The sequence below is a fragment of the Streptomyces thermocarboxydus genome, from assembly GCF_024760485.1.
GTDB classification, from domain to species: domain Bacteria; phylum Actinomycetota; class Actinomycetes; order Streptomycetales; family Streptomycetaceae; genus Streptomyces; species Streptomyces cellulosae.
Genome location: NZ_CP058273.1, coordinates 6,168,706 through 6,186,934, shown reverse-complemented (window position 1 = coordinate 6,186,934; position 18,229 = coordinate 6,168,706). Strand labels below are relative to the sequence as shown.

At 71.5% G+C, this 18,229-nt stretch carries 13 protein-coding genes; 6 read left to right on the top strand and 7 right to left on the bottom strand.

Going from position 1 to position 18,229, the window contains the following annotated elements; all coding sequences use genetic code 11:
• Positions 1–360 precede the first annotated feature (360 nt).
• From AY578_RS28230 to AY578_RS28210, 5 genes are all read left to right on the top strand, one after another.
• Positions 361–876, top strand: coding sequence for a hypothetical protein (locus AY578_RS28230; protein ID WP_199781990.1), 516 nt, complete (start codon positions 361–363; stop codon positions 874–876).
• Complete coding sequence (locus AY578_RS28225) at positions 876–2,267, top strand: hypothetical protein (protein WP_020699951.1); 1,392 nt, start codon at positions 876–878, stop codon at positions 2,265–2,267. Before AY578_RS28230 ends, AY578_RS28225 begins: the two co-directional genes overlap by 1 nt.
• Positions 2,264–3,706 (top strand): vWA domain-containing protein, encoded by a 1,443-nt coding sequence (locus AY578_RS28220; protein ID WP_258906016.1) that lies wholly within the window; start codon positions 2,264–2,266, stop codon positions 3,704–3,706. Before AY578_RS28225 ends, AY578_RS28220 begins: the two co-directional genes overlap by 4 nt.
• A gap of 86 nt (positions 3,707–3,792) precedes the next feature.
• On the top strand, positions 3,793–4,917 hold the full coding sequence (locus AY578_RS28215; RefSeq protein ID WP_136239324.1) for an ATP-binding protein: 1,125 nt from the start codon (positions 3,793–3,795) through the stop codon (positions 4,915–4,917).
• Positions 4,914–7,853: a DUF5682 family protein gene (locus tag AY578_RS28210; protein ID WP_020699953.1), complete on the top strand. Its 2,940-nt coding sequence runs from the start codon at positions 4,914–4,916 to the stop codon at positions 7,851–7,853. The genes AY578_RS28215 and AY578_RS28210 overlap by 4 nt, the downstream gene beginning before the upstream one ends.
• A 23-nt stretch (positions 7,854–7,876) precedes the next feature.
• On the opposite strand, the gene AY578_RS28205 is transcribed toward AY578_RS28210, so the two are convergent.
• The 6 genes from AY578_RS28205 to AY578_RS28180 all read right to left on the bottom strand — a co-directional run bounded on the left by AY578_RS28205 (position 7,877) and on the right by AY578_RS28180 (position 13,713).
• Positions 7,877–8,299 (bottom strand): hemerythrin domain-containing protein, encoded by a 423-nt coding sequence (locus AY578_RS28205; protein WP_258907531.1) that lies wholly within the window; start codon positions 8,297–8,299, stop codon positions 7,877–7,879.
• Positions 8,212–9,060 (bottom strand): LacI family DNA-binding transcriptional regulator, encoded by an 849-nt coding sequence (locus tag AY578_RS28200; protein ID WP_258906012.1) that lies wholly within the window; start codon positions 9,058–9,060, stop codon positions 8,212–8,214. The genes AY578_RS28205 and AY578_RS28200 overlap by 88 nt, the downstream gene beginning before the upstream one ends.
• A 90-nt stretch (positions 9,061–9,150) precedes the next feature.
• Positions 9,151–10,509 carry a GH1 family beta-glucosidase gene (locus tag AY578_RS28195; protein WP_019521670.1) on the bottom strand — a complete coding sequence of 453 codons (1,359 nt, stop codon included), beginning with the start codon at positions 10,507–10,509 and terminating at the stop codon, positions 9,151–9,153.
• A gap of 26 nt (positions 10,510–10,535) precedes the next feature.
• On the bottom strand, positions 10,536–11,375 hold the full coding sequence (locus tag AY578_RS28190) for a carbohydrate ABC transporter permease (RefSeq protein WP_258907525.1): 840 nt from the start codon (positions 11,373–11,375) through the stop codon (positions 10,536–10,538).
• 17 nt (positions 11,376–11,392) lie between these two features.
• Positions 11,393–12,382 (bottom strand): carbohydrate ABC transporter permease, encoded by a 990-nt coding sequence (locus tag AY578_RS28185; RefSeq protein WP_161231733.1) that lies wholly within the window; start codon positions 12,380–12,382, stop codon positions 11,393–11,395.
• A 14-nt stretch (positions 12,383–12,396) separates the two neighbouring features.
• Positions 12,397–13,713, bottom strand: coding sequence for an ABC transporter substrate-binding protein (locus tag AY578_RS28180; protein WP_161231734.1), 1,317 nt, complete (start codon positions 13,711–13,713; stop codon positions 12,397–12,399).
• Positions 13,714–13,954: 241 nt separating this feature from the next.
• Between AY578_RS28180 and AY578_RS28175 the strand changes: the two genes are divergently transcribed.
• Positions 13,955–15,748: a pectate lyase-like domain-containing protein gene (locus AY578_RS28175; RefSeq protein WP_258906008.1), complete on the top strand. Its 1,794-nt coding sequence runs from the start codon at positions 13,955–13,957 to the stop codon at positions 15,746–15,748.
• Between the two features lie 95 nt (positions 15,749–15,843).
• Here AY578_RS28175 and fusA read toward each other — a convergent pair whose 3' ends face one another.
• A complete protein-coding gene (fusA, locus tag AY578_RS28170; RefSeq protein WP_161231017.1) occupies positions 15,844–17,892 on the bottom strand; it encodes an elongation factor G in 2,049 nt (682 codons plus the stop codon).
• Between the last annotated feature and the right edge of the window lie 337 nt (positions 17,893–18,229).

The following is an 18,229-nucleotide window of genomic DNA, read 5'->3' as shown; positions in this document are numbered from 1 at the left end:
CGCGTCGAGCCTGCCCGCGTCACTCGTGGAGCGAAGCCCCGGTTGGGAACATGCGTCACTTTCTCGCCTTGTGCTGACGGCGTCACGAACAGTCACTTAACGCACGCTGGACAAGTATCGACCTGTGGGAACGTGCGTCAAGAAGGCGTGACGGTCCGGCAGTCGAGAGATGCGGTGGCCACTCGCGGGGCTGAAAGGTGCGAGCGGCCCGGTTCGGTGGGTGCCGCGTCACACCATGGGGTGACGGCGATGGCCGCGCGTCCGGGGTTGTCCACAGCCCTGAGCCGTTGTCAGTGGCCGCGGATAGATTTTTTCGCGTCCCGCCGGTCCGGCGAGGACATCCCCTTTCGTGTGCATGGGATGAGGTGCGCGTTGTCGGTCTGGGAGAGGTCGAGCACGGTGCGGGTGGTGCCGTCCGCGCGGCCGCGGAAGCTCGCCAAGGTGCCGTTCGTGGAGCTGGCGGGCGGGCGGTTGCAGGGTGTGGTGTCCAGCGGCTCCGACATCGGTCGGGTGTACGTGTCGTCGGTGGAGGCGGGGACGTACGCGTTCTCGTGCAGCACGAACAACAACCGGCCGTGCGGCGGGGCGCGCGGCGGGTTCTGCAACCACATACGAGCGCTGATCGGCGAGGCCGTGCTGCAGTACGGCGCGGAGCGCGTCGCCCGCTACCTGAAGGTGGACGTGCCCGGTGAACAGGCGGACACACAGGGCCTGACCTCGGCCATGACGTCGACCCGTCCCGCTCAGGGCGACAGGTCGGCCGCGGCCCAGGTGTTCAGCCGGTTCCTGCGCCATCTGGCCTACCTGGAGTTCACGCCGACGACCGCGCCGGTGCCGGAGATGCACTGGTTCCCGACGACCGGGGCGGTGGCGTGATGCGTGCGGATCTGCTGACCGACGCCGTCGAGGGACTGGACGAGGCGCTGGCCGCCGTGGACGGGTTCGACGGGGTGCTCGTGGGCGGGCTGCTGCGTCCGCAGCCGGCGCAGGCGGTCGGACTGGCCGGGCTTGCGGACGCCGTCGCCGGGTCGCCGCTGGCCGCGCGGGTAGCCGAGGCCGCGGAGAAGGCCGCGGCGGGGGCCGCGGACGAGGACCACTACATGGCGCTGGCCGCCGCGCGCACCGCGCTGCTGGGGTCCGTGCACGACGCGCTCGTCGCGCGGGTCGAGGAGGTGGTCGGGCGGCCTCGCGCCGAGGCCGCGGGCGTCGAGGCCGCGGGTGTCGAGCATCCGGTGAACCTGCTGGTGGCGGCGCGTGGCTGGCTGTGCGACCTGGCGCGGACCGGCTGGCAGGGCATCGATCACGAGCTGGTCGCCGGTGCGGCTCCTGTCGTGACCGCGATGCTGCCCGAGCCGGGGCTGCGGCGGCTCGCCACACTGCTCGACGGGTTCGCCGCGGAGCTCGCCGCGTCCTGCCCCGGCGCCATGCTGGAGCGAATCCCGGTGCGGCGGTGGGCCGACCTCTGGTCGCGGGCGATGCTGCTGACGCTGCCCGGCGCGGACCGGACGGCCGCCGTCGGAGAGGCGACCGGCCGTCTGCTGCCGCTCGGCGTCGATCTGCACGAGCACGCCACGGCGGTGCAGGCGCAGGTGCACGCGGTGTTCGAACCGGCGGACGGAGGGACGCCCCGTCTGGTGCGGGCCAGTGTGTCCGCGCCCAAGCCGGACACGGTCGTCGGCGCGGGGCTGTGGCAGCTGCTGCGGCCGCGCATGTCGCTGCTGGCCGCCGTGAGCGAGGGGCGTGCCATGGAGCTGGACGCCATGCCGGTCACCGCCGAAGGGGACCTGCTCTGGGACGACGCCCGCGCCACGCTCGGCGAACCCGCGGAGCCCTTCACCACCGCGCGGGTGGCGCTGCCGACCGCTGCCGCCGCCCCTGTGATGCCGGTGGACCGGCATCCGGCGCGGATCGCCGTGCCCGTACTGCTCGAGGGGTACGCCGTGGAGGACGAGGGTGAAGAGGTCGCGTTCCGGGTCGCCGGGGAGCGTCTGGTCGTCGCCGCAGGCCGGGTGCCCGCCGCCGGGCCGCTGACCGCGGAAGCCGTCGCTTCGTCCTCCGCGTGTCTTGGTCTGCTGCGGTGGGACGCCGGGGAGTTCCGGCTCCAGCCGCTGGCCGTGGAGCGGACGGTGCGGAAGAAGGCCGTCGCCGTGCACGCGGGGGCCTGGGCGGGCGGTACGGCCGACAAGGCGGGCGTGCGGGCGGAGAAGGCCGCCACCGACGCCGTCACTGTGCTGCGTGAGCGCGCGGGAAGGCTGCTGAGGAAATGAGCGAGGTGAGCGTCGTCGAGGGAGGCACCGAGGACGGGACGCCCGCCCCGGACTCCGACGAGAACCGGCGGCAGGTCCTGTACTGGCGGCTGCTGGCCCGTCTCTTCGACTCTGAGGAGCAGGCGTCGTTGGAGTCGGCGAGTGTCGCCGTGGTCGAGGACATCGGGCTGCCGGTGGCGCTGCTCGACCCGTCCGCGTCCGTCGACTCGGTGGTGCAGCGGCATCCCGAGTTGGCCGCCGAGTTCGGCGGACTGATGACGCCAGAGCCGGAAGCCGACGGCGAGCGGGACCGGGCCGCCGAGGTGCGGCGGGCGGCGCTGGCGTCGAAGGTGCTGCTCAGCGTCTTCTCGACCGGCAACGGCACGGTCACCGCCGAGCAGCTCGCCCGCTGGCAGTCCGACGCCGGCTGGCTGGAGCGGGCCCTGGGCTGCCGGCCCGGTGACCTGCGCGGCGGGCGGGGCGGCACCGGCCGGGCGGGTGCCGGCGGAGGCGTCGGCCCGACCGGCACCGGTGTCGGCACGCCCGCGCCCGACCTGAGCAGGCTGATTCCCGAGATCGGCCCGGAGTTGGGCTCGATCGAGGCCGGTCTGGTGCGGCGGATGCGTCTGCGGGAGGTGCTGGCCGACCCGGCGCTCGCCTCGCGGCTGACGCCCAGCATGTCGCTGATCGAGCAGCTGCTGCGCGACAAGAACAACCTCTCCGGGGTGGCCCTCGCCAACGCCAAGGCGCTGATCCGGCGCTACGTCGACGAGGTCACCGAGGTGCTGCGCACGCAGGTGGAGAAAGCGTCCGTCGGCGAGCTGGACCGGTCCGTGCCGCCCAAGCGTGTCTTCCGCAACCTCGACCTGGACCGCACCATCTGGAAGAACCTCACCAACTGGGACCCGGAGGAGGAGCGGCTCTACGTCGACCGCCTCTACTACCGGCACACCAGCCGCAAGACGACGCCGCAGCGGCTGATCGTCGTGGTGGACCAGTCGGGGTCCATGGTCGACTCGATGGTCAACTGCACGATCCTGGCGTCGATCTTCGCCGGCCTGCCCAAGGTGGACGTGCATCTGATCGCGTACGACACGCAGGCGCTGGACCTGACGCCGTGGGCGCACGACCCGTTCGAGACGCTGCTGCGGACCCAGCTCGGCGGCGGCACGGACGGCACGGTCGCCATGGCCCTCGCCCAGCCCAAGATCGCTGAGCCGCGCAACACCGTGGTGGTGTGGATCTCCGACTTCTACGAATGGCGCACCGACGAGCTGTTCGAAAGCATGGCCGCCATCCACCGTTCCGGGGCGAAGTTCATCCCGGTCGGCTCGGTGACCAGCTCCGGCCGCGGCAGCGTCAACCCCTGGTTCCGGGAGAAGTTCAAGGACCTGGGCACGCCGGTGATATCCGGCCACATCAAGAAGCTCGTGCACGAGCTCAGGACGTTCCTGACGTGAGTGTCGGCCGACCCACTCAGCGGCTCACCGATCTCCCGACTTCGCGATCACGCGACCCACTTCATTCTTCGAAAGGCTCGTTTCTCATGTCCGAACTGCTGCGTGCCCCCGCCGAGATCAAGTACGCCGAGGAGCTCGACTGGCTGGAGTCGATCGACGACAACCCCAAGCCGTTCTCGTGGCGCCTGTCGCCGAAGATGGTGCGGCTGTTCATCCTCGGGTCCGAGCGGGCCGACGGACTGGACCGTGAGATCTCGCAGAAGTGGTTCGGCGACCGCAGCTTCGTGGAGCGGTCGATCGTCACTCTCGCCTCCGACCGTGGCCTGCTGCTCATCGGCGACCCCGGCACGGGCAAGAGCTGGCTGGCCGAGCTGCTGTCGGCGGCGATCTGCCGTAACTCCACCCTGGTCGTCCAGGGCACGGCCGGCACCACCGAGGACCACATCAAGTACTCGTGGAACGTGTCGATGGTGATCGCCAAGGGCCAGTCGCGGGAGTCGATGATCCCCTCGCCGATCATGACCGCGATGGAGACCGGTGCCATCGGCCGCTTCGAGGAGCTGACCCGCTCCACGAGCGACGTGCAGGACGCGCTGATCTCGATCCTGTCGGAGAAGTACATCTCCGTGCCCGAGCTGGAGAGCGGGAGCGGCGACGACAACATCGTGTTCGCCAAGCCGGGCTTCTCCGTCATCGCCACCGCCAACAGCCGCGACCGGGGCGTCAACGACCTGTCGTCCGCGCTGAAGCGCCGCTTCAACTTCGTCCGCATCCCGGTGGTGACGAACAAGAAGAGCGAGGCGGAGATCGTCCGCTTCCGCACCGAGGAGCTGCTGCGCCGGCACTCGATCGACCTGGACGTGCCGCCCACACTGCTCGACGTGCTGCTGCAGAGCTTCGCCGATCTGCGCGCCTCCGCCGCGGCGGCCGGCAGCGACGACGAGAAGCTGGAGTCCGCGCTGTCGACGGCCGAGCAGATCGGCGTCCTCGAGGACGCGGTGCTGCACAGCAACTTCTTCGGTGAGCGCGCGCTGACCGCCCGCACGCTGGCGTCCTCGCTGGTCGGCTCGCTGACCCGACGGGAGCCGGAGGACCTGGCCATACTCAACAAGTACCTGCACGGGGTCGTCGAGCCGCGCAGCAAGGAAGAGGGCGGGGCCTGGCCCGAGTTCCTCGAGGGCGGCCGCGACGCGATCGCCACCCTGTCGTGAGCGGGCCCCAGGCGGGCGGTGTGTTCACCGCGCTGCGTACGCAACTGCAGGAGGCGGCGACCGAGTTCGCGGGCGGACCCGACGCACTGGAGGGCATTCTCCTGGGCATGGTCGACGACGTCGACCGGGCGGTGCGGGAGCCGCTGGAGATCTTCCCGGTTTGTCACCACTCCCCCGCCTCCGCCCTGGCCATGGCCCGCCGCCTGCGGGAGAAGCAGCCCAAGGTGGTCTACCTGGAGCTGTGCGAGGACATGGCGCCGCTGTTGACCGAGCTGCGCAACTGCCGGCTGCCCGTGGCGGTGCAGGCGTTCGCCGGTGACATCGACGGGTTCCCGCAGGAGTGGGCGCCGCTGTCGGTGGTCGCGCCGATCACGGAGGCGTCCGCCGAGTACCAGGCGATCGCCTACGCCCTGGACACACCAGGCGTGGAACTGGTGCTGGTCGACCGTTCCTCCGACCACGTCTTCCAGTGGGACAACAGCCCCCGTGCGGAGGGCACTTCGACCGAGGCCGAGGAGGAGCCGAAGTCCGAGGAGGCGGCGCTGCACGGCGAGGCGGTCGGCGTGGAGATCGGGGACCTGCGCCCGCGCTTCGCCGAGCTGGAGGAGCATCTGCTGCGCCACGGGAAGGTGCGGCACTGGTCGGAGTGGTGGCACCAGTACGTCGAGGTGCCGCTCGGGGACAGCGACCACGACACCTACCGCCAGGTGATGTTCCTCATCGGCAGCCTGTTCCGGCGGCTCGCACCGGGCGACGGCGACCGGGTCCGGGTCGACGAGGACCGCGAGCGCTACATGTGGACGCGGATGCGCGAGCACATGGCGGCGACGGGCACGGACCCGGAGGAGTGTCTGTACGTGTGCGGGGCCTTTCACGCGGCGAGCCGGGTGGAGGAGTTCGGCGTGGCCGGGCGCTCGGACTCGTTCACCATCTCGCCGCGCACGGCGACCACCTGGCAGTACGGGCTGATCCCGTCGAGCCACGCGGCGATCGAGGCACAGTTCGGTTTGGCGCCCGGCTCGGTGTCGATCGCGGCGACGCAGTGGCAGAAGAGCCTGAAGCGGACACGGGTCCAGCCGTACCGCCTGGAGGGCCAGGCGGGGGCGCGTTCCCGCGCGAAGAAGGCGCTGCCGGCCGCCGCACCGGCCGTACCGGCGCCGGCGGCGGACCGCCTGTCCGGGTTCCTCCAGCAGCCGCCCGTGCTGGACGGTCTGGACGAGGCGGAGCTGCTCGGCTGGTCCGTGGACATCGTGCGGGCGGCTCGCCGCAACGGCTATCTGGCCTCCACCGCGGACGCCATCGCCGTCTTCGAGACGTCGATCCTGCTCGCGGGGATGCGGGACCGGGCCAGGCCGACGCCGTACGACTTCCAGGACGCGGCGGTCACCTGCATCGAGAAGGACCGGGTGCCCGGGCGGCGGGACGTGCGGCGGCTCGTCGAGATCATGATGGGCGGCGACCGGATCGGCCAGGTGGGCTACGAGGCGCTGCCGCCGCTCGCCCGGGACGTGTACGACCGGCTGGAGCCGCTGGGGCTGAAGCTGCAGCAGCGCGGTGTGCAGCGAGCGTTGCTGGACATGGCCGGGCGGCCGGGGCTGGAGGCGTGCTCGGACGTGCTGTGGATGCTTCGGCGGCTGATGCCGGCGGCCGCGGCGCGCCCGATCATGGGTGAGCGGCGGCTCGGTGAGCGGTCGATCCAGGAGTCCTGGGACCTGGCCCTCGGCACCCATCAGCGTGCGCTCATCGAGCTCGGCTACGAGGGCGTCAGCATCGAACAGGTGCTGGAGCAGCGACTGCGGCGGGAGGCGTACGGGTCGCGGGCGACCACGGCGGGCGTGCTGGCGGCCGTCGAGGACAGTCTGCTGTACCTGCGCAGCGGGCGTCTGGCGGACGAGCTGGGCACGCACGCGCTGAAGGTGCTGTCCGCGGAACGCACGGTCGACGGGGCGCCGGAGGTCCTGCGCCGGGCGCGGACGCTGCTGGCGTACTACCGCACGAGCCGACCCGAACTCCCGGGGTGGATCCAGTCGTTCGTGAAGACGGGATACGCGCACTACTGCACGCTGCTGCCGACGGCGTTCCGTGACGAGGACGCGACGGTGGGGCAGGTCGCGGCGATGCTGGGCTTCCTGTTCAGCATGGAGAGCCTGGCGCTGTCCCTGGGCTGCGACCGTACGCAGCTTGAGCTGGCGGTCGCCCAGTCGCACCCGGAGGACCCGTCGAAGAAGGCCCTGCTGTGGGCGGCGCAGGTGCAGCTCGGCACGTTGACGCGCGCCGAACTGCGCGCGCGGAGCGACGCGCTGCTGGACAACCCGCTGGTGGTGCCCTCCTACCCGCGCTACCTCAACGGCTTCGTACACGCGCTGGAGCCGGTGCCGGGGCTGGCGGACGTGGTGGTGGAGGCGGTGTCGAACGCGTTCGGCCGCCTGCCGGACACGGTGCTGCTGCCGTGGCTGCCGCTGCTGATCACCACCCTGCGCAAGGGCGCGGCAGACCTGGCGCCGCTGCTGATACGCGAGGCGGGCCGCATCTTCCCCGGCCGGCTTCCGGCGCTGGACACGTGGGTTCCGCCGTGGCGGCAGCCGCAACTGGAGGACCCGTTCGCGGCCTCCCGCACCCGGCGCACAGCCACAGCCGCCCCGGCACCCCACGGCGCCGTCCTGCTCGCCGCCCACCCGGCGGCGTGCGACGCGGTGGCGGGGCTGCTGGGCTGCAAGGACGGCTGGCAGCAGGACGGCACCTCAGCCCTGCCTGCTGGCGGCGCGGGCGCGGCCCCGCTGGCCGCGCACCCGGCGACGTGCGATGCGGTGGCGGGGTTGCTGCGGTGCGACGAGGGGTGGGCGACGGCCGACCACGCCGGTGCGCCGGGAGCAGCCCTGACAGCCAGGCACCCGGCCGCGGCCGAGGCCCTGGAGGTACTGCTCGCCGGCGCGTGACGACGAGGTGAGGCCGGATCCTCTCAGAGGCCCGGCCTCACCTGCTCGCCGAACCGGAGGACGGTGTCGGCCCACTCGGTGTCGTCGCCCTCGGCATCCAACGCCTCGCCGATCGACCGCTCCTCGTACCTGAAGTGGCTTTCCATGATGGCCGCGAGTCCGTCGAGCTCACGACCGATCGTTTCCAGATCCGGGCCACGCGCTTCGAGGGCGCGGTCGGCGAGTTGGCGCACCTGGGTCAGGATCGAGGCGATCAGTCCGTGGTCCTGCTCGAGCTTGGTGACGGTGTCGGCGAGATCCGGTCGTTCGCGGAGCAGTTGGGCGAACATCCCGTCGTCCTCGCCCTCATGGTGCGTGGTCAACGCGTCGCAGAAGGCCAGGCAGTGTGCGGCAAGTGTGTCGTCGCGCAACTGACGACGTCCGAGTCCCGTCCTGAGGTCGTCCAGCCGACGACGCAGTTCCTGGTGGGCTCGGGAGAGTTGCAGGCTGAGAGCAGCCGTACGGCCGCTGTTGGGGGAGGCCACGAGTGGCAGTCCCTTTCGGTTCCGCACCTCCATGCCTGACGCTGTCCGTCACCGGCACGCGATGCTGTTCCCATCCGATCACGCGTCCCGGATTGTCGGCAAGGTCCGACGCCCACCCCGCGTGTCCGCCCCAGTCGGCGTCCTACCACCCCGTCCCTCCGGTGGCCCCGCGCGAGCAGATGCTCCGTCGCCTCGCGGGCCGCCGCCGTGTTGTCGACGGTGACGTGGGGACAGGGCAGGTCGTGGACGCGTTCGCCCAGGAGGACCAGCGGGGCGCGGGCGGCGGCGCGGTCGTCGAGGGCGAGCGGGCTGAGGATGATGCCGTCGACCATCGGGTCCGTGTGGCCGAGCGCTATCTCCAGCTCGGCCTCGGGGCGGCCGCCCGTCACCTCCACCAGGAGCGTGCAGTCACGGGCCGCCGCCTCCCGCAGCACGTGTTCGGCGAGCTCCGCCCAGTACGGCATGGTCAGTTCGGGCACGGCAAGCAGCAGCACCCCGCTGCGGCCCGTACGGAGCCTGCGGGCCGCCGAGTTGGGACGGTAGCCCAGCTCCTCCACCGCCCGCTCCACGCGCTGCCGCGTCGCCTCCGAGAAGCGCCCGGTGCCCCGCACCACGTTGGAGACGGTCCGCATGGACACCCCGGCCCGCTCCGCCACCTCCCTCAGCCCCGTCACCGTGCGCATCGGTCCAGCGTAAGGGCGGAGGGAGGGGGCGAAAGCTCCTCAACGAGGGTGCTGTCACCCGTTGTTCACAGTTGACGGGCACCCCTCCCGTCACGCCGCCCTGCGTACCCGCTCCGCGTGGCCGCGGATGATGTCCGCGTACCGGTACCCCGAGCCCTTGATCGTGCGCGCCTGGGTGGCGTAGTCGACGTGGACCAGGCCGAAGCGCTTGTCGTAGCCGTACGCCCACTCGAAATTGTCCAGCAGGGACCAGGCGAAGTAGCCGGCCAGCGGGGCGCCCTTGCGGGCGGCGGAGGCGCAGGCGGCGATGTGCCGGGTCAGGTAGTCCTGGCGTTCCGGGTCGTCGACGGTGCCGTCGGGGCGGACCACGTCCGGGAAGGCGGAGCCGTTCTCGGTGACGTAGAGCCTGCGCGCACCGTACTCGTCGGTGAGGCGGAGGAGGAGATCCTCGATGCCGGCCGGGTCGATCTCCCAGTCCATGCCGGTGCGCGGTACGCCGTCGCGGCGGACGGCTGCGGCGTAGGGGGCGGGTCCGTCCGGGTCCGCGGCGACCACCTGGGGGAAGTAGTAGTTGAGGCCGAGCCAGTCGAGCGGGGCCGCTATGGTCTCGAGGTCGCCGGCCCGTTCGGGGAGGTCGACGCCGTAGACCTCGCGCATGTCGGCGGGGAAGCCGCGGCCGTGGACCGGGTCGAGCCACCAGCGGTTGGTGTGGCCGTCCATGCGGACGGCGGCGGCGCGGTCCTGGGCGCTGTCGCTCGCCGGGTGGATGGTGGAGAGGTTGTTGACGATGCCCACCTGGGCGTCGGGGGCGGCGGCGCGGATGGCGCGGGCGGCGAGGCCATGGCCGAGGAGCAGGTGGTAGGAGGCGCGGACGGCCGCCGTGAGGTCGGTCCACCCGGGGGCCATCGTGCCTTCGAGGTGGCCGATCCAGGCCGAGCAGAGGGGTTCGTTGAGGGTGGCCCAGTGGTGGACGCGGTCGCCGAGGCGTTCGGCGACGGCGGCGGCGTACGCGGCGAAGTGTTCGGCGGTGTCGCGTTCGGGCCAGCCGCCCCGGTCCTGGAGGGTCTGGGGCAGGTCCCAGTGGTAGAGGGTGACGGACGGGGTGATGCCGGCCTCGAGGAGTCCGTCGACCAAGCGGTCGTAGAAGGCGAGGCCCGCGGCGTTGACCGGGCCGTCGCCACCGGGCACGACGCGCGGCCAGGCGACGGACAGCCGGTAGGCGTTGGCGCCGAGGCGGCTCATCAGGGCGATGTCGTCGCGCCAGCGGTGGTAGTGGTCGCAGGCGATGTCGCCGTGGTCGTCGTTGTCGATCCGGCCGGGGGTGTGCGAGAAGGTGTCCCAGATCGACGGAGAACGGCCGTCCTCCGCCACGGCGCCCTCGATCTGGTAGGCCGAGGTGGCCGTGCCCCACAGGAAGTCGTCGGGGAGGGCGGCGTAGTCGATGGTCACGGAGGTCCTTTCGAAGAGGGGGGTGGTCACTTGACGGCGCCTGCCGTCAGGCCGGCGACGAGGTAGCGCAGGAGGAGCAGGAACCCGGCGACCACGGGGACGCTCACCACGAGGGAGGCGGCCATGATCTGGTTCCAGTACACGTCGTTGAGGGTGGAGTAGCCCTGGAGGCCGACGGCCAGGGTGCGGGTGGTGTCGTTGGTCATCACGGACGCGAAGAGGACCTCGCCCCACGCCGTCATGAAGGCGTAGACAGCGACGGCGACGATGCCGGGGACGGCGGCCGGGACGACGACGCGGAACAGCGCGCCGAGCGGTCCGCAGCCGTCCACGAGCGCGGCCTCGTCCAGGTCGCGCGGCACGGAGTCGAAGTAGCCGATCAGCATCCAGATGGAGAACGGCAACGAGAAGGTCAGGTACGTCAGGATGAGGCCGCCGCGGGAGCCGAACAGGGCGATGCCGGTGGCGTTGCCGATGTTGACGTAGATGAGGAACAGCGGGAGCAGGAACAGGATGCCGGGGAACATCTGCGTCGACAGCACGGTCACCGTGAAGACGCGCTTGCCGCGGAACGCGTAGCGGCTGACGGCGTACGCGGAGAAGACGGCGATGACGACCGAGCAGACGGTGGCCGCACCCGCCACGATCAGCGAGTTCACGAAGTAGCGGCCGAGCGGCACCGTGGACCAGATGTCGATGTACGGGCGGATCGTCAGCTCGGTCGGCAGCCAGCGGAACGTGCCGGTGACGTCGGCGAGCGGCTTCAGCGAGCTGGACAGCATGACGTACACCGGGGTCAGCACGAAGACGGTCAGGAGGGTCAGGAAGATCCGCCGTGACCACAGGAACGTGCGGGGCGGAGCCATCGGGGACCGGGGCGTGCTCACTGGGCGGTCCTCCGTCCGCGTGAGGTGAGGGCGAGGTGGACGCCGGTGACGACGAGCAGGAACAGCAGGAGCAGCACGGACATGGCGGAGCCGGTGCCGAAGTTCCAGGTCACGAAGGACGCCTGGTAGATGTGCACGGAGATCAGGTCGGCGGCCTCGGGCGCGCTCTTGCCGAAGAGGACGTAGGGCGTGTTGAAGTCGTTGAACGTCCACAGGAACAGGACGAGGACCAGCACCTGGTTGACCGGGCGGAGCGACGGCAGGGTGATGCGGCGGAACTGCTGGACCATGCCGGCGCCGTCGAGGGCGGCGGCCTCGTACAGCTCGTGGGGGATGTTCTGCAGGCCGGCCATCACGATGAGGAAGGCGAACGGCCAGCCCTTCCACACCGACACGGTGAGCAGGGCGACGAAGCTGTTGTCGCCGATCAGCCAGAACGACGGTTTTCCGGTGAGGCCGAGCTGGTCGTGCAGGACGTGGTTCACCAGGCCGTTGTCGTGCTGGAACATGAACACCCAGGTGATGACGGCCGCGTAGACGGGCAGCGCGTACGGCACCAGGAACAGGGCGCGCAGCAGGCCGCGGCCGCGGAAGGTGTCCTGCATGAACACCGCGGCCGCGGTGCCGATCAGCCAGCACAGGCCGACGGACAGCACGGTGAAGGCGACCGTGACGAGGAACGAGTGGAGCAGGGCCTTGCCGACGGGGGCGTCGAAGTCGACGGAGACGGTGTAGTTGTCGAGGCCGGCCCAAGGGGCGGTGCTCCAGTCACGGATGTAGAACTGGGTGAGTTCCTTGAAGCTCATCACGATGCCGATGACCATCGGCACCAGGTGGACGAGGAGTTCGAGGAGCAGCGCGGGCAGAAGCAGCAGGTAGGGCAGTCCGGCGCGGCGGAGCCGCCCGGTGCGGCGGCGGGGGCCGCGCGCCGCACCGGGGGAGCTCTTCCGCACGGTGGCCTCCGCTGCGGGGGCGGTGGCGGTCATGGCGGTGTGGGGACTCACTTCGAGGGCATCTGCTGCTGCGCCTTGGTGAGCGCGGCCTTCACCGAGTCGGCGGTGACCGGGCGTCCGGCGGCGGCGTCGGCGAACAGTTCCTTGACGGCGGTGCCGACGGCGGTCTCGAACTGGGACTCGTCGGGCACCTGCGGCAGGGCGACGGCGCTCTTGGCGAGGGTGTCCTTCAGCACGGCGTTGGCGGGGGTGTTGAAGGCGGGGTCGGCCTGGGCGGCCTTGACCGGCGGTATGGAGCTGTAGGCGGTGTTGAGGATCTTCTGCTCGGCGTCGCTGGTCATGAACCTTACGAACTCGGTGGCGCCGTCGAGGTTGTCGGTGTTCTTGAAGACGGCGAGGTTGATGCCGGCGACCATCGAGTTGACCTGCCGGCCGGCGCCGGGGGTGCCGGACTGCACGGGCACGGGGGCGATGCCGTAGGCGTCCTCGCTCATGCCCTGGGACGTGAGGTTGGCGGAGGCGGACTGCCAGAGCAGCATGCCGGTCCTGCCCTTGGCGAAGTCGCTGACCGACTGGTTCTGGGCGTACTCGGCGTTGCCCGGGGCGATGATCTTGTCCTTGGCCATGAGGTCGACGTACTGCTTGACCGCGGTGACGGCGGCGTCGCTGGTGAAGTCGGGCTTGCCGTCGGCGGTGAAGAAGCCGGCGCCGTGCTGCTTGGCGAAAATGTAGGCGTGGTGGATGTTCTCGGAGGGGTTGGAACCCTCCATGGCCGTGCCCCACTTGCCGTCCTTGGACAGCTTCTTGCCCGCGGCGACGAACTCGTCCCAGGTGGCGGGCGGGCCGTCGATGCCGGCGTCGGCGAACATCTGCTTGTTGTAGTAGAGGGCGTACGCCATGGAGTAGAGCGGGACGGCGGCCGGGGGCTGTCCCTCGGCGCCGGTGGAGCCGAGCGCGGAGTCGACGAAGCGGTCCTTCCCGCCGATCTTCTCGAACTGCTCGTCGTCCCACGGCAGGAGGCCGCCGGTCGCCTGGAGGGAGGCGGACCAGGTGTTGCCGATGTTCAGCACGTCCGGGCCCTGGCCGGAGGTGGTGGCGGTGAGGATGCGGTTGAGCAGGTCGGACCAGGGCACGACCTCCAGCTTGACCTTGATGCCGGTCTGCTTCTCGAACTTGTCGAGCTCCGGCTGGAGGACCTTCTTGTCGACCTCGATGCTCGCGCCCTGGTTCGACGCCCAGTAGGTCAGTTCCTTCGGCGAGTCGTTGGACCCGCCACCGGTGCTCGAACCGCCTCCGCAGGCCGTGGCGGCGAGTGCGAGAGACAGCATGACGGCGCCTGTGGCCGCGGCTCGGATGCTGCGCATGGCTCCTGGTCCCTTTCCGGGAAGGTCGGATGCCGCGGGAAAGACCCCGGGGCAGCGCCTCACGGCTTAATTTAGGACGTGAGTTAAACCTTTGGCCGGGACCACGTCAAGGGTTCCGACGGACTCGCTCGACTCTTGCCGCATGTCTTGACTCATCCGTTGCGGAGATGAACCATTCGGCGCGAGAGAGCGCTCTCACCTCCCCAGCCGCTTTCACTTCCTGAACCGGGAGAGCCGCCCCATGACGTCACCGTCCGTCCCCTCCTCGACCCCACCCTCCGCCGTCGGCCGCCGGGCCGTGCTCGGCGCCGCGGCGGCCGCGCCCGTGCTGGCCGGCCTGTCCGGTACGGCGTCCGCCGCGCCGGCCGCGCGCAGACGGCCCCCGCGCCTGAAGGGCGGTGGCGACCTCGGCCCCAACGTGATCGTCTTCGACCCGTCCACGCCGGGCATCCAGGCCACGCTGGACGAGGCGTTCGCCCGGCAGGAGAAGGACCAGTTCGGCCCCGGCCGCTACCAGTTCTTCTTCAAGCCCGGCACGTACCAGGGGCTCAACGCCCAACTGGGCTTCTGCACCTCGGTCTCCGGCCTGGGCCTGTCCCCCGACGACACCACCATCCACGGCGACGTGACGGTCGACGCCGGCTGGTTCGACGGCAACGCCACGCAGAACTTCTGGCGTTCGGCGGAGAACCTGGCCCTCGTCCCGGCCAACGGCACCAACCGCTGGGCGGTCGCCCAGGCCGCGCCGTTCCGCCGGATGCACGTCCGCGGCGACCTCAACCTCGCCTCGTCGACGTACGGCTGGGCGAGCGGCGGCTACATCGCGGACAGCCGGATCGACGGCACGGTCGGCCCCTACTCGCAGCAGCAGTGGTACACCCGGGAGAGCGCGGTCGGCGGCTGGACCAACGCCGTGTGGAACATGGTGTTCTCCGGCGTCGAGGGCGCCCCCGCGCAGAGCTTCCCCGACCCTCCCTACACCACGCTCGACACGACGCCGGTCTCCCGCGAGAAGCCCTTCCTGTACCTCGACGGGGAGCGGTACCGCGTCTTCCTGCCCGCGCTGCGGAGGAACGCGCGCGGCGTCACCTGGGGCAGCGGCACGCCGCGCGGCACCTCGCTGCCGCTGGAGCGCTTCTACGTCGCCAGGCCGGGCGACTCGGCGGCCACCCTCAACCGGGCGCTCGAGCAGGGCCTGCACCTGCTGCTCACACCCGGCGTCTACCACGTCGACCAGCCGGTCCGGGTGAACCGGCCGGACACGGTGGTCCTGGGTCTCGGCTACGCCACGCTCGTCCCCGACAACGGCGTCACCGCCCTGAAGGTCGCCGACGTCGACGGTGTACGGCTGGCCGGCTTCCTGATCGACGCCGGTACGGTCAACTCGCCGGTGCTGCTGGAGGTCGGTCCGCGCGGCGCCTGCCGGAACCACGCCGCCAACCCCATCACCGTCCAGGACGTCTTCATCCGCATCGGCGGCGCGGGCCCCGGCCGGGCGACCACCAGCATGGTGATCAACGCCCGGCACACGATCGTCGACCACACCTGGGTCTGGCGCGCCGACCACGGCGAAGGCGTGGGCTGGGAGACCAACCGCTGCGACTACGGGGTCGTCGTCAACGGCCACGACGTCCTCGCCACCGGCCTGTTCGTCGAGCACTTCAACAAGTACGACGTGCAGTGGAACGGCGAACGCGGCCGCACGATCTTCTTCCAGAACGAGAAGGCCTACGACGCCCCGAACCAGGCCGCGATCCAGAACGGTTCGCTCAAGGGCTACGCCGCCTACAAGGTCGGCGACCACGTCACCACCCATGAGGGCTGGGGCATGGGCAGCTACTGCTACTACAACGTCGACCCGACCATCGTCCAGCACCACGGCTTCGCCGCGCCCGTCCGGCCCGGGGTGCGCTTCCACCACATCATGGTCATCTCGCTGAGCGGGAACGGGCAGTACGAGTGTGTCATCAACGACACGGGAGCGCCTACGTCGGGGACGAATACGGTGCCGTCGGTGGTGGTGTCGTACCCCTGAGCGCGTACGTGCCGGGCGCGCTCAGGCGCGGGTCCGGTGGCGGTCCCTCCCCCACTGAGCCGGGGAGGGACCGCCGCGGCAACCGTGTCAGCGGGTCACCGCACAGGCGCCTCGACCGGCGCCGGTGCGTACCCCGTCGGCCGGCTGGTGAACGTGCCGCGGCCCTGGGTGCGGCTGCGCAACCGGGTCGCATAGCCGAAGAGTTCGGCCAGTGGCACGGTCGCCGTGACGACCGCCGCGCCCGCCCGGGTGGCCGAGCCGCTCACCCGGCCGCGGCGCGCGGCCAGGTCACCGAGTACGGTCCCGACCGCGTCCTGCGGCACGGTCACCGCGACCTCGGCGACCGGCTCGAGCAGCACCATCGTGCACGCCCGCAGGGCGTCCCGCAGACCGAACCGGCCCGCGGTGCGGAACGCGGTGTCGGAGGAGTCCTTCACGTGCGTCGCACCGTCGGTGAGCGTCACCCGCAGGCCCGTCACCGGGTGCCCGCCGAGGGGGCCCTCGGCGAGCGCGTCCCGGCAGCCGGCCTCGACGGCACGGACGTACTCCTGCGGCACCCGCCCGCCGACGACGGCCGAGCGGAACTCGAAGCCACGCTCGGGGTCGTCCAGCGGCTCCACGTCGAGCACCACGTGGGCGAACTGCCCGGCCCCGCCGTCCTGTTTGACGTGCCGGTACACGAACCCGGACACGCCCCGGCCAACGGTCTCCCGGTAACTCACCCTCGGGCGGCCGACGTTGACGCCGAGCCCGTGGTCACGACGGATGCGTTCCACCGCGACCTCCAGGTGCAGTTCGCCCATGCCGGACAGCACCGTCTGGCCCGTCTCGGCGTCGGTGCGCACGACCAGCGAGGGGTCCTCCTCGGCGAGCCGGGCCAGCGCCGACGCCAGACGCCCGGTGTCGGTGCCGCGCAGCGCCTCGACGGCGACCGAGACGACGGGTTCGGCGGTGCCGGGCGGCTCGAGCATCAGCGGGGCGTCCGGCGCGCACAGCGTGGCGCCCGCGCGGGCGCCCTTCAGTCCGACCACGGCGACGATGTCACCGGCGACGGCACGGTCCAGGCGCGCGTGCCGGTCGGCGGTGACACGCAGGATGCGTCCGACGCGCTCGGCACGCCCGGCGGTGGCGTCCCACACGGTGTCCCCCTGTTCGATCGTTCCGGAATAGACGCGCAGGTAGGTGAGGCGCCCGGTGGCGGTGGCGTTCACCTTGAACGCGAGGGCGGCGAGCGGCGCCGCCGGGTCGGCGGTCCGCTCCTGTTCGGCGCCGTCGTGCGTGCCGCGCACCGGCGCCACGTCCAGGGGCGACGGCAGGTAGGCGAGGACGGCGTCCAGCAGCGGCTCGATCCCGCGGTTGCGGTAGGCGGAGCCGCACAGCACGACCACGGCCTCACCGCGTGCGGTCAGGTCCCGCAGGGCCGCCGTGAGCGTCCCGGTGCCGAGCGCGCCGGTGTCGCAGAACTCCTCCAGCGCGCCCGGGTGCAGTTCCGCCACGGCCTCCTCCAGCAGGCGGCGCCGCCGTAGCGCCTCCTCGCGCAGTGCGTCCGGCACGGGTGCCGGATTGCGGGCCTCGCCGTCGTCGTCCCAGGTGAGGGCGCGCATGCCGAGCAGGTCGACGACGCCGGTGAAGGCGTCCTCGGCCCCGATCGGGAGCTGCGCGGCCAGCGGCGCCGGGTGCAGCCGCTCCCGGATGGAGGCGACGGCGGCGTCGAGGTCGGCGCCGGCCCGGTCCATCTTGTTGACGAACGCGATGCGCGGGACACCGTGCCGGTCGGCCTGCCGCCACACCGACTCGCTCTGCGGCTCCACCCCGGCGACCGCGTCGAACACGGCGACCGCCCCGTCGAGGACCCGCAGGGAGCGCTCGACCTCGTCGGCGAAGTCGACGTGCCCCGGGGTGTCGATCAGGTTGATGCGGTGACCGTCCCAGGAGCAGGTCACGGCGGCGGAGAAGATGGTGATCCCCCGGTCGCGCTCCTGCGGGTCGAAGTCGGTGACGGTGGTGCCGTCGTGCACCTCGCCGCGCTTGTGGGTGGTGCCGGTGGCGTACAGGATCCGCTCGGTGACGGTGGTCTTGCCGGCGTCGACGTGGGCGAGGATGCCGAGATTGCGGACGACGGCGAGGGTGTCGGTGGTGCGCATGGCCCGTGGCCTTTCGGATGGAACCGGAAAAGGGCAGCGCGATTCCCCCCGGCGCACGGCGCCGGGCACTCCCCGCGAGGAGAGGTGGTCGGACGTGCGTCAGGGCATCCGGTGCCGGCCGCGCAGCGGGCACCGGGCGGCCGGAGACACCAGGATCACCACGGACCGGCGGGACCGGGAACGGGGAGCGACGGCGACAGCGGTGTGGTCACGCACGGCCGGACTCCCTCCCAGGTCGGATCTTGACTGCGCGCACCGCCGGCAGGGGGCGGCGGGCGCCTGCCCGGCGAGTGTAGGGAGCAGGGCAGGCGCACGGCGACGTATTTTCCCCAGCAGG

What these genes read in the sequence shown, in the direction of transcription:
- AY578_RS28200 (WP_258906012.1), bottom strand. Translation starts at nt 9,060, where the DNA reads ATGCGCACGGTGACGGGGCTGAGGGAGGTGGCGGAGCGGGCCGGGGTG.
- AY578_RS28225 (WP_020699951.1), top strand. Translation starts at nt 876, where the DNA reads ATGCGTGCGGATCTGCTGACCGACGCCGTCGAGGGACTGGACGAGGCG.
- AY578_RS28180 (WP_161231734.1), bottom strand. Translation starts at nt 13,713, where the DNA reads ATGCGCAGCATCCGAGCCGCGGCCACAGGCGCCGTCATGCTGTCTCTC.
- AY578_RS28230 (WP_199781990.1), top strand. Translation starts at nt 361, where the DNA reads ATGAGGTGCGCGTTGTCGGTCTGGGAGAGGTCGAGCACGGTGCGGGTG.
- fusA (WP_161231017.1), bottom strand. Translation starts at nt 17,892, where the DNA reads ATGCGCACCACCGACACCCTCGCCGTCGTCCGCAATCTCGGCATCCTC.
- AY578_RS28185 (WP_161231733.1), bottom strand. Translation starts at nt 12,382, where the DNA reads ATGACCGCCACCGCCCCCGCAGCGGAGGCCACCGTGCGGAAGAGCTCC.
- AY578_RS28215 (WP_136239324.1), top strand. Translation starts at nt 3,793, where the DNA reads ATGTCCGAACTGCTGCGTGCCCCCGCCGAGATCAAGTACGCCGAGGAG.
- AY578_RS28220 (WP_258906016.1), top strand. Translation starts at nt 2,264, where the DNA reads ATGAGCGAGGTGAGCGTCGTCGAGGGAGGCACCGAGGACGGGACGCCC.
- AY578_RS28175 (WP_258906008.1), top strand. Translation starts at nt 13,955, where the DNA reads ATGACGTCACCGTCCGTCCCCTCCTCGACCCCACCCTCCGCCGTCGGC.
- AY578_RS28190 (WP_258907525.1), bottom strand. Translation starts at nt 11,375, where the DNA reads ATGGCTCCGCCCCGCACGTTCCTGTGGTCACGGCGGATCTTCCTGACC.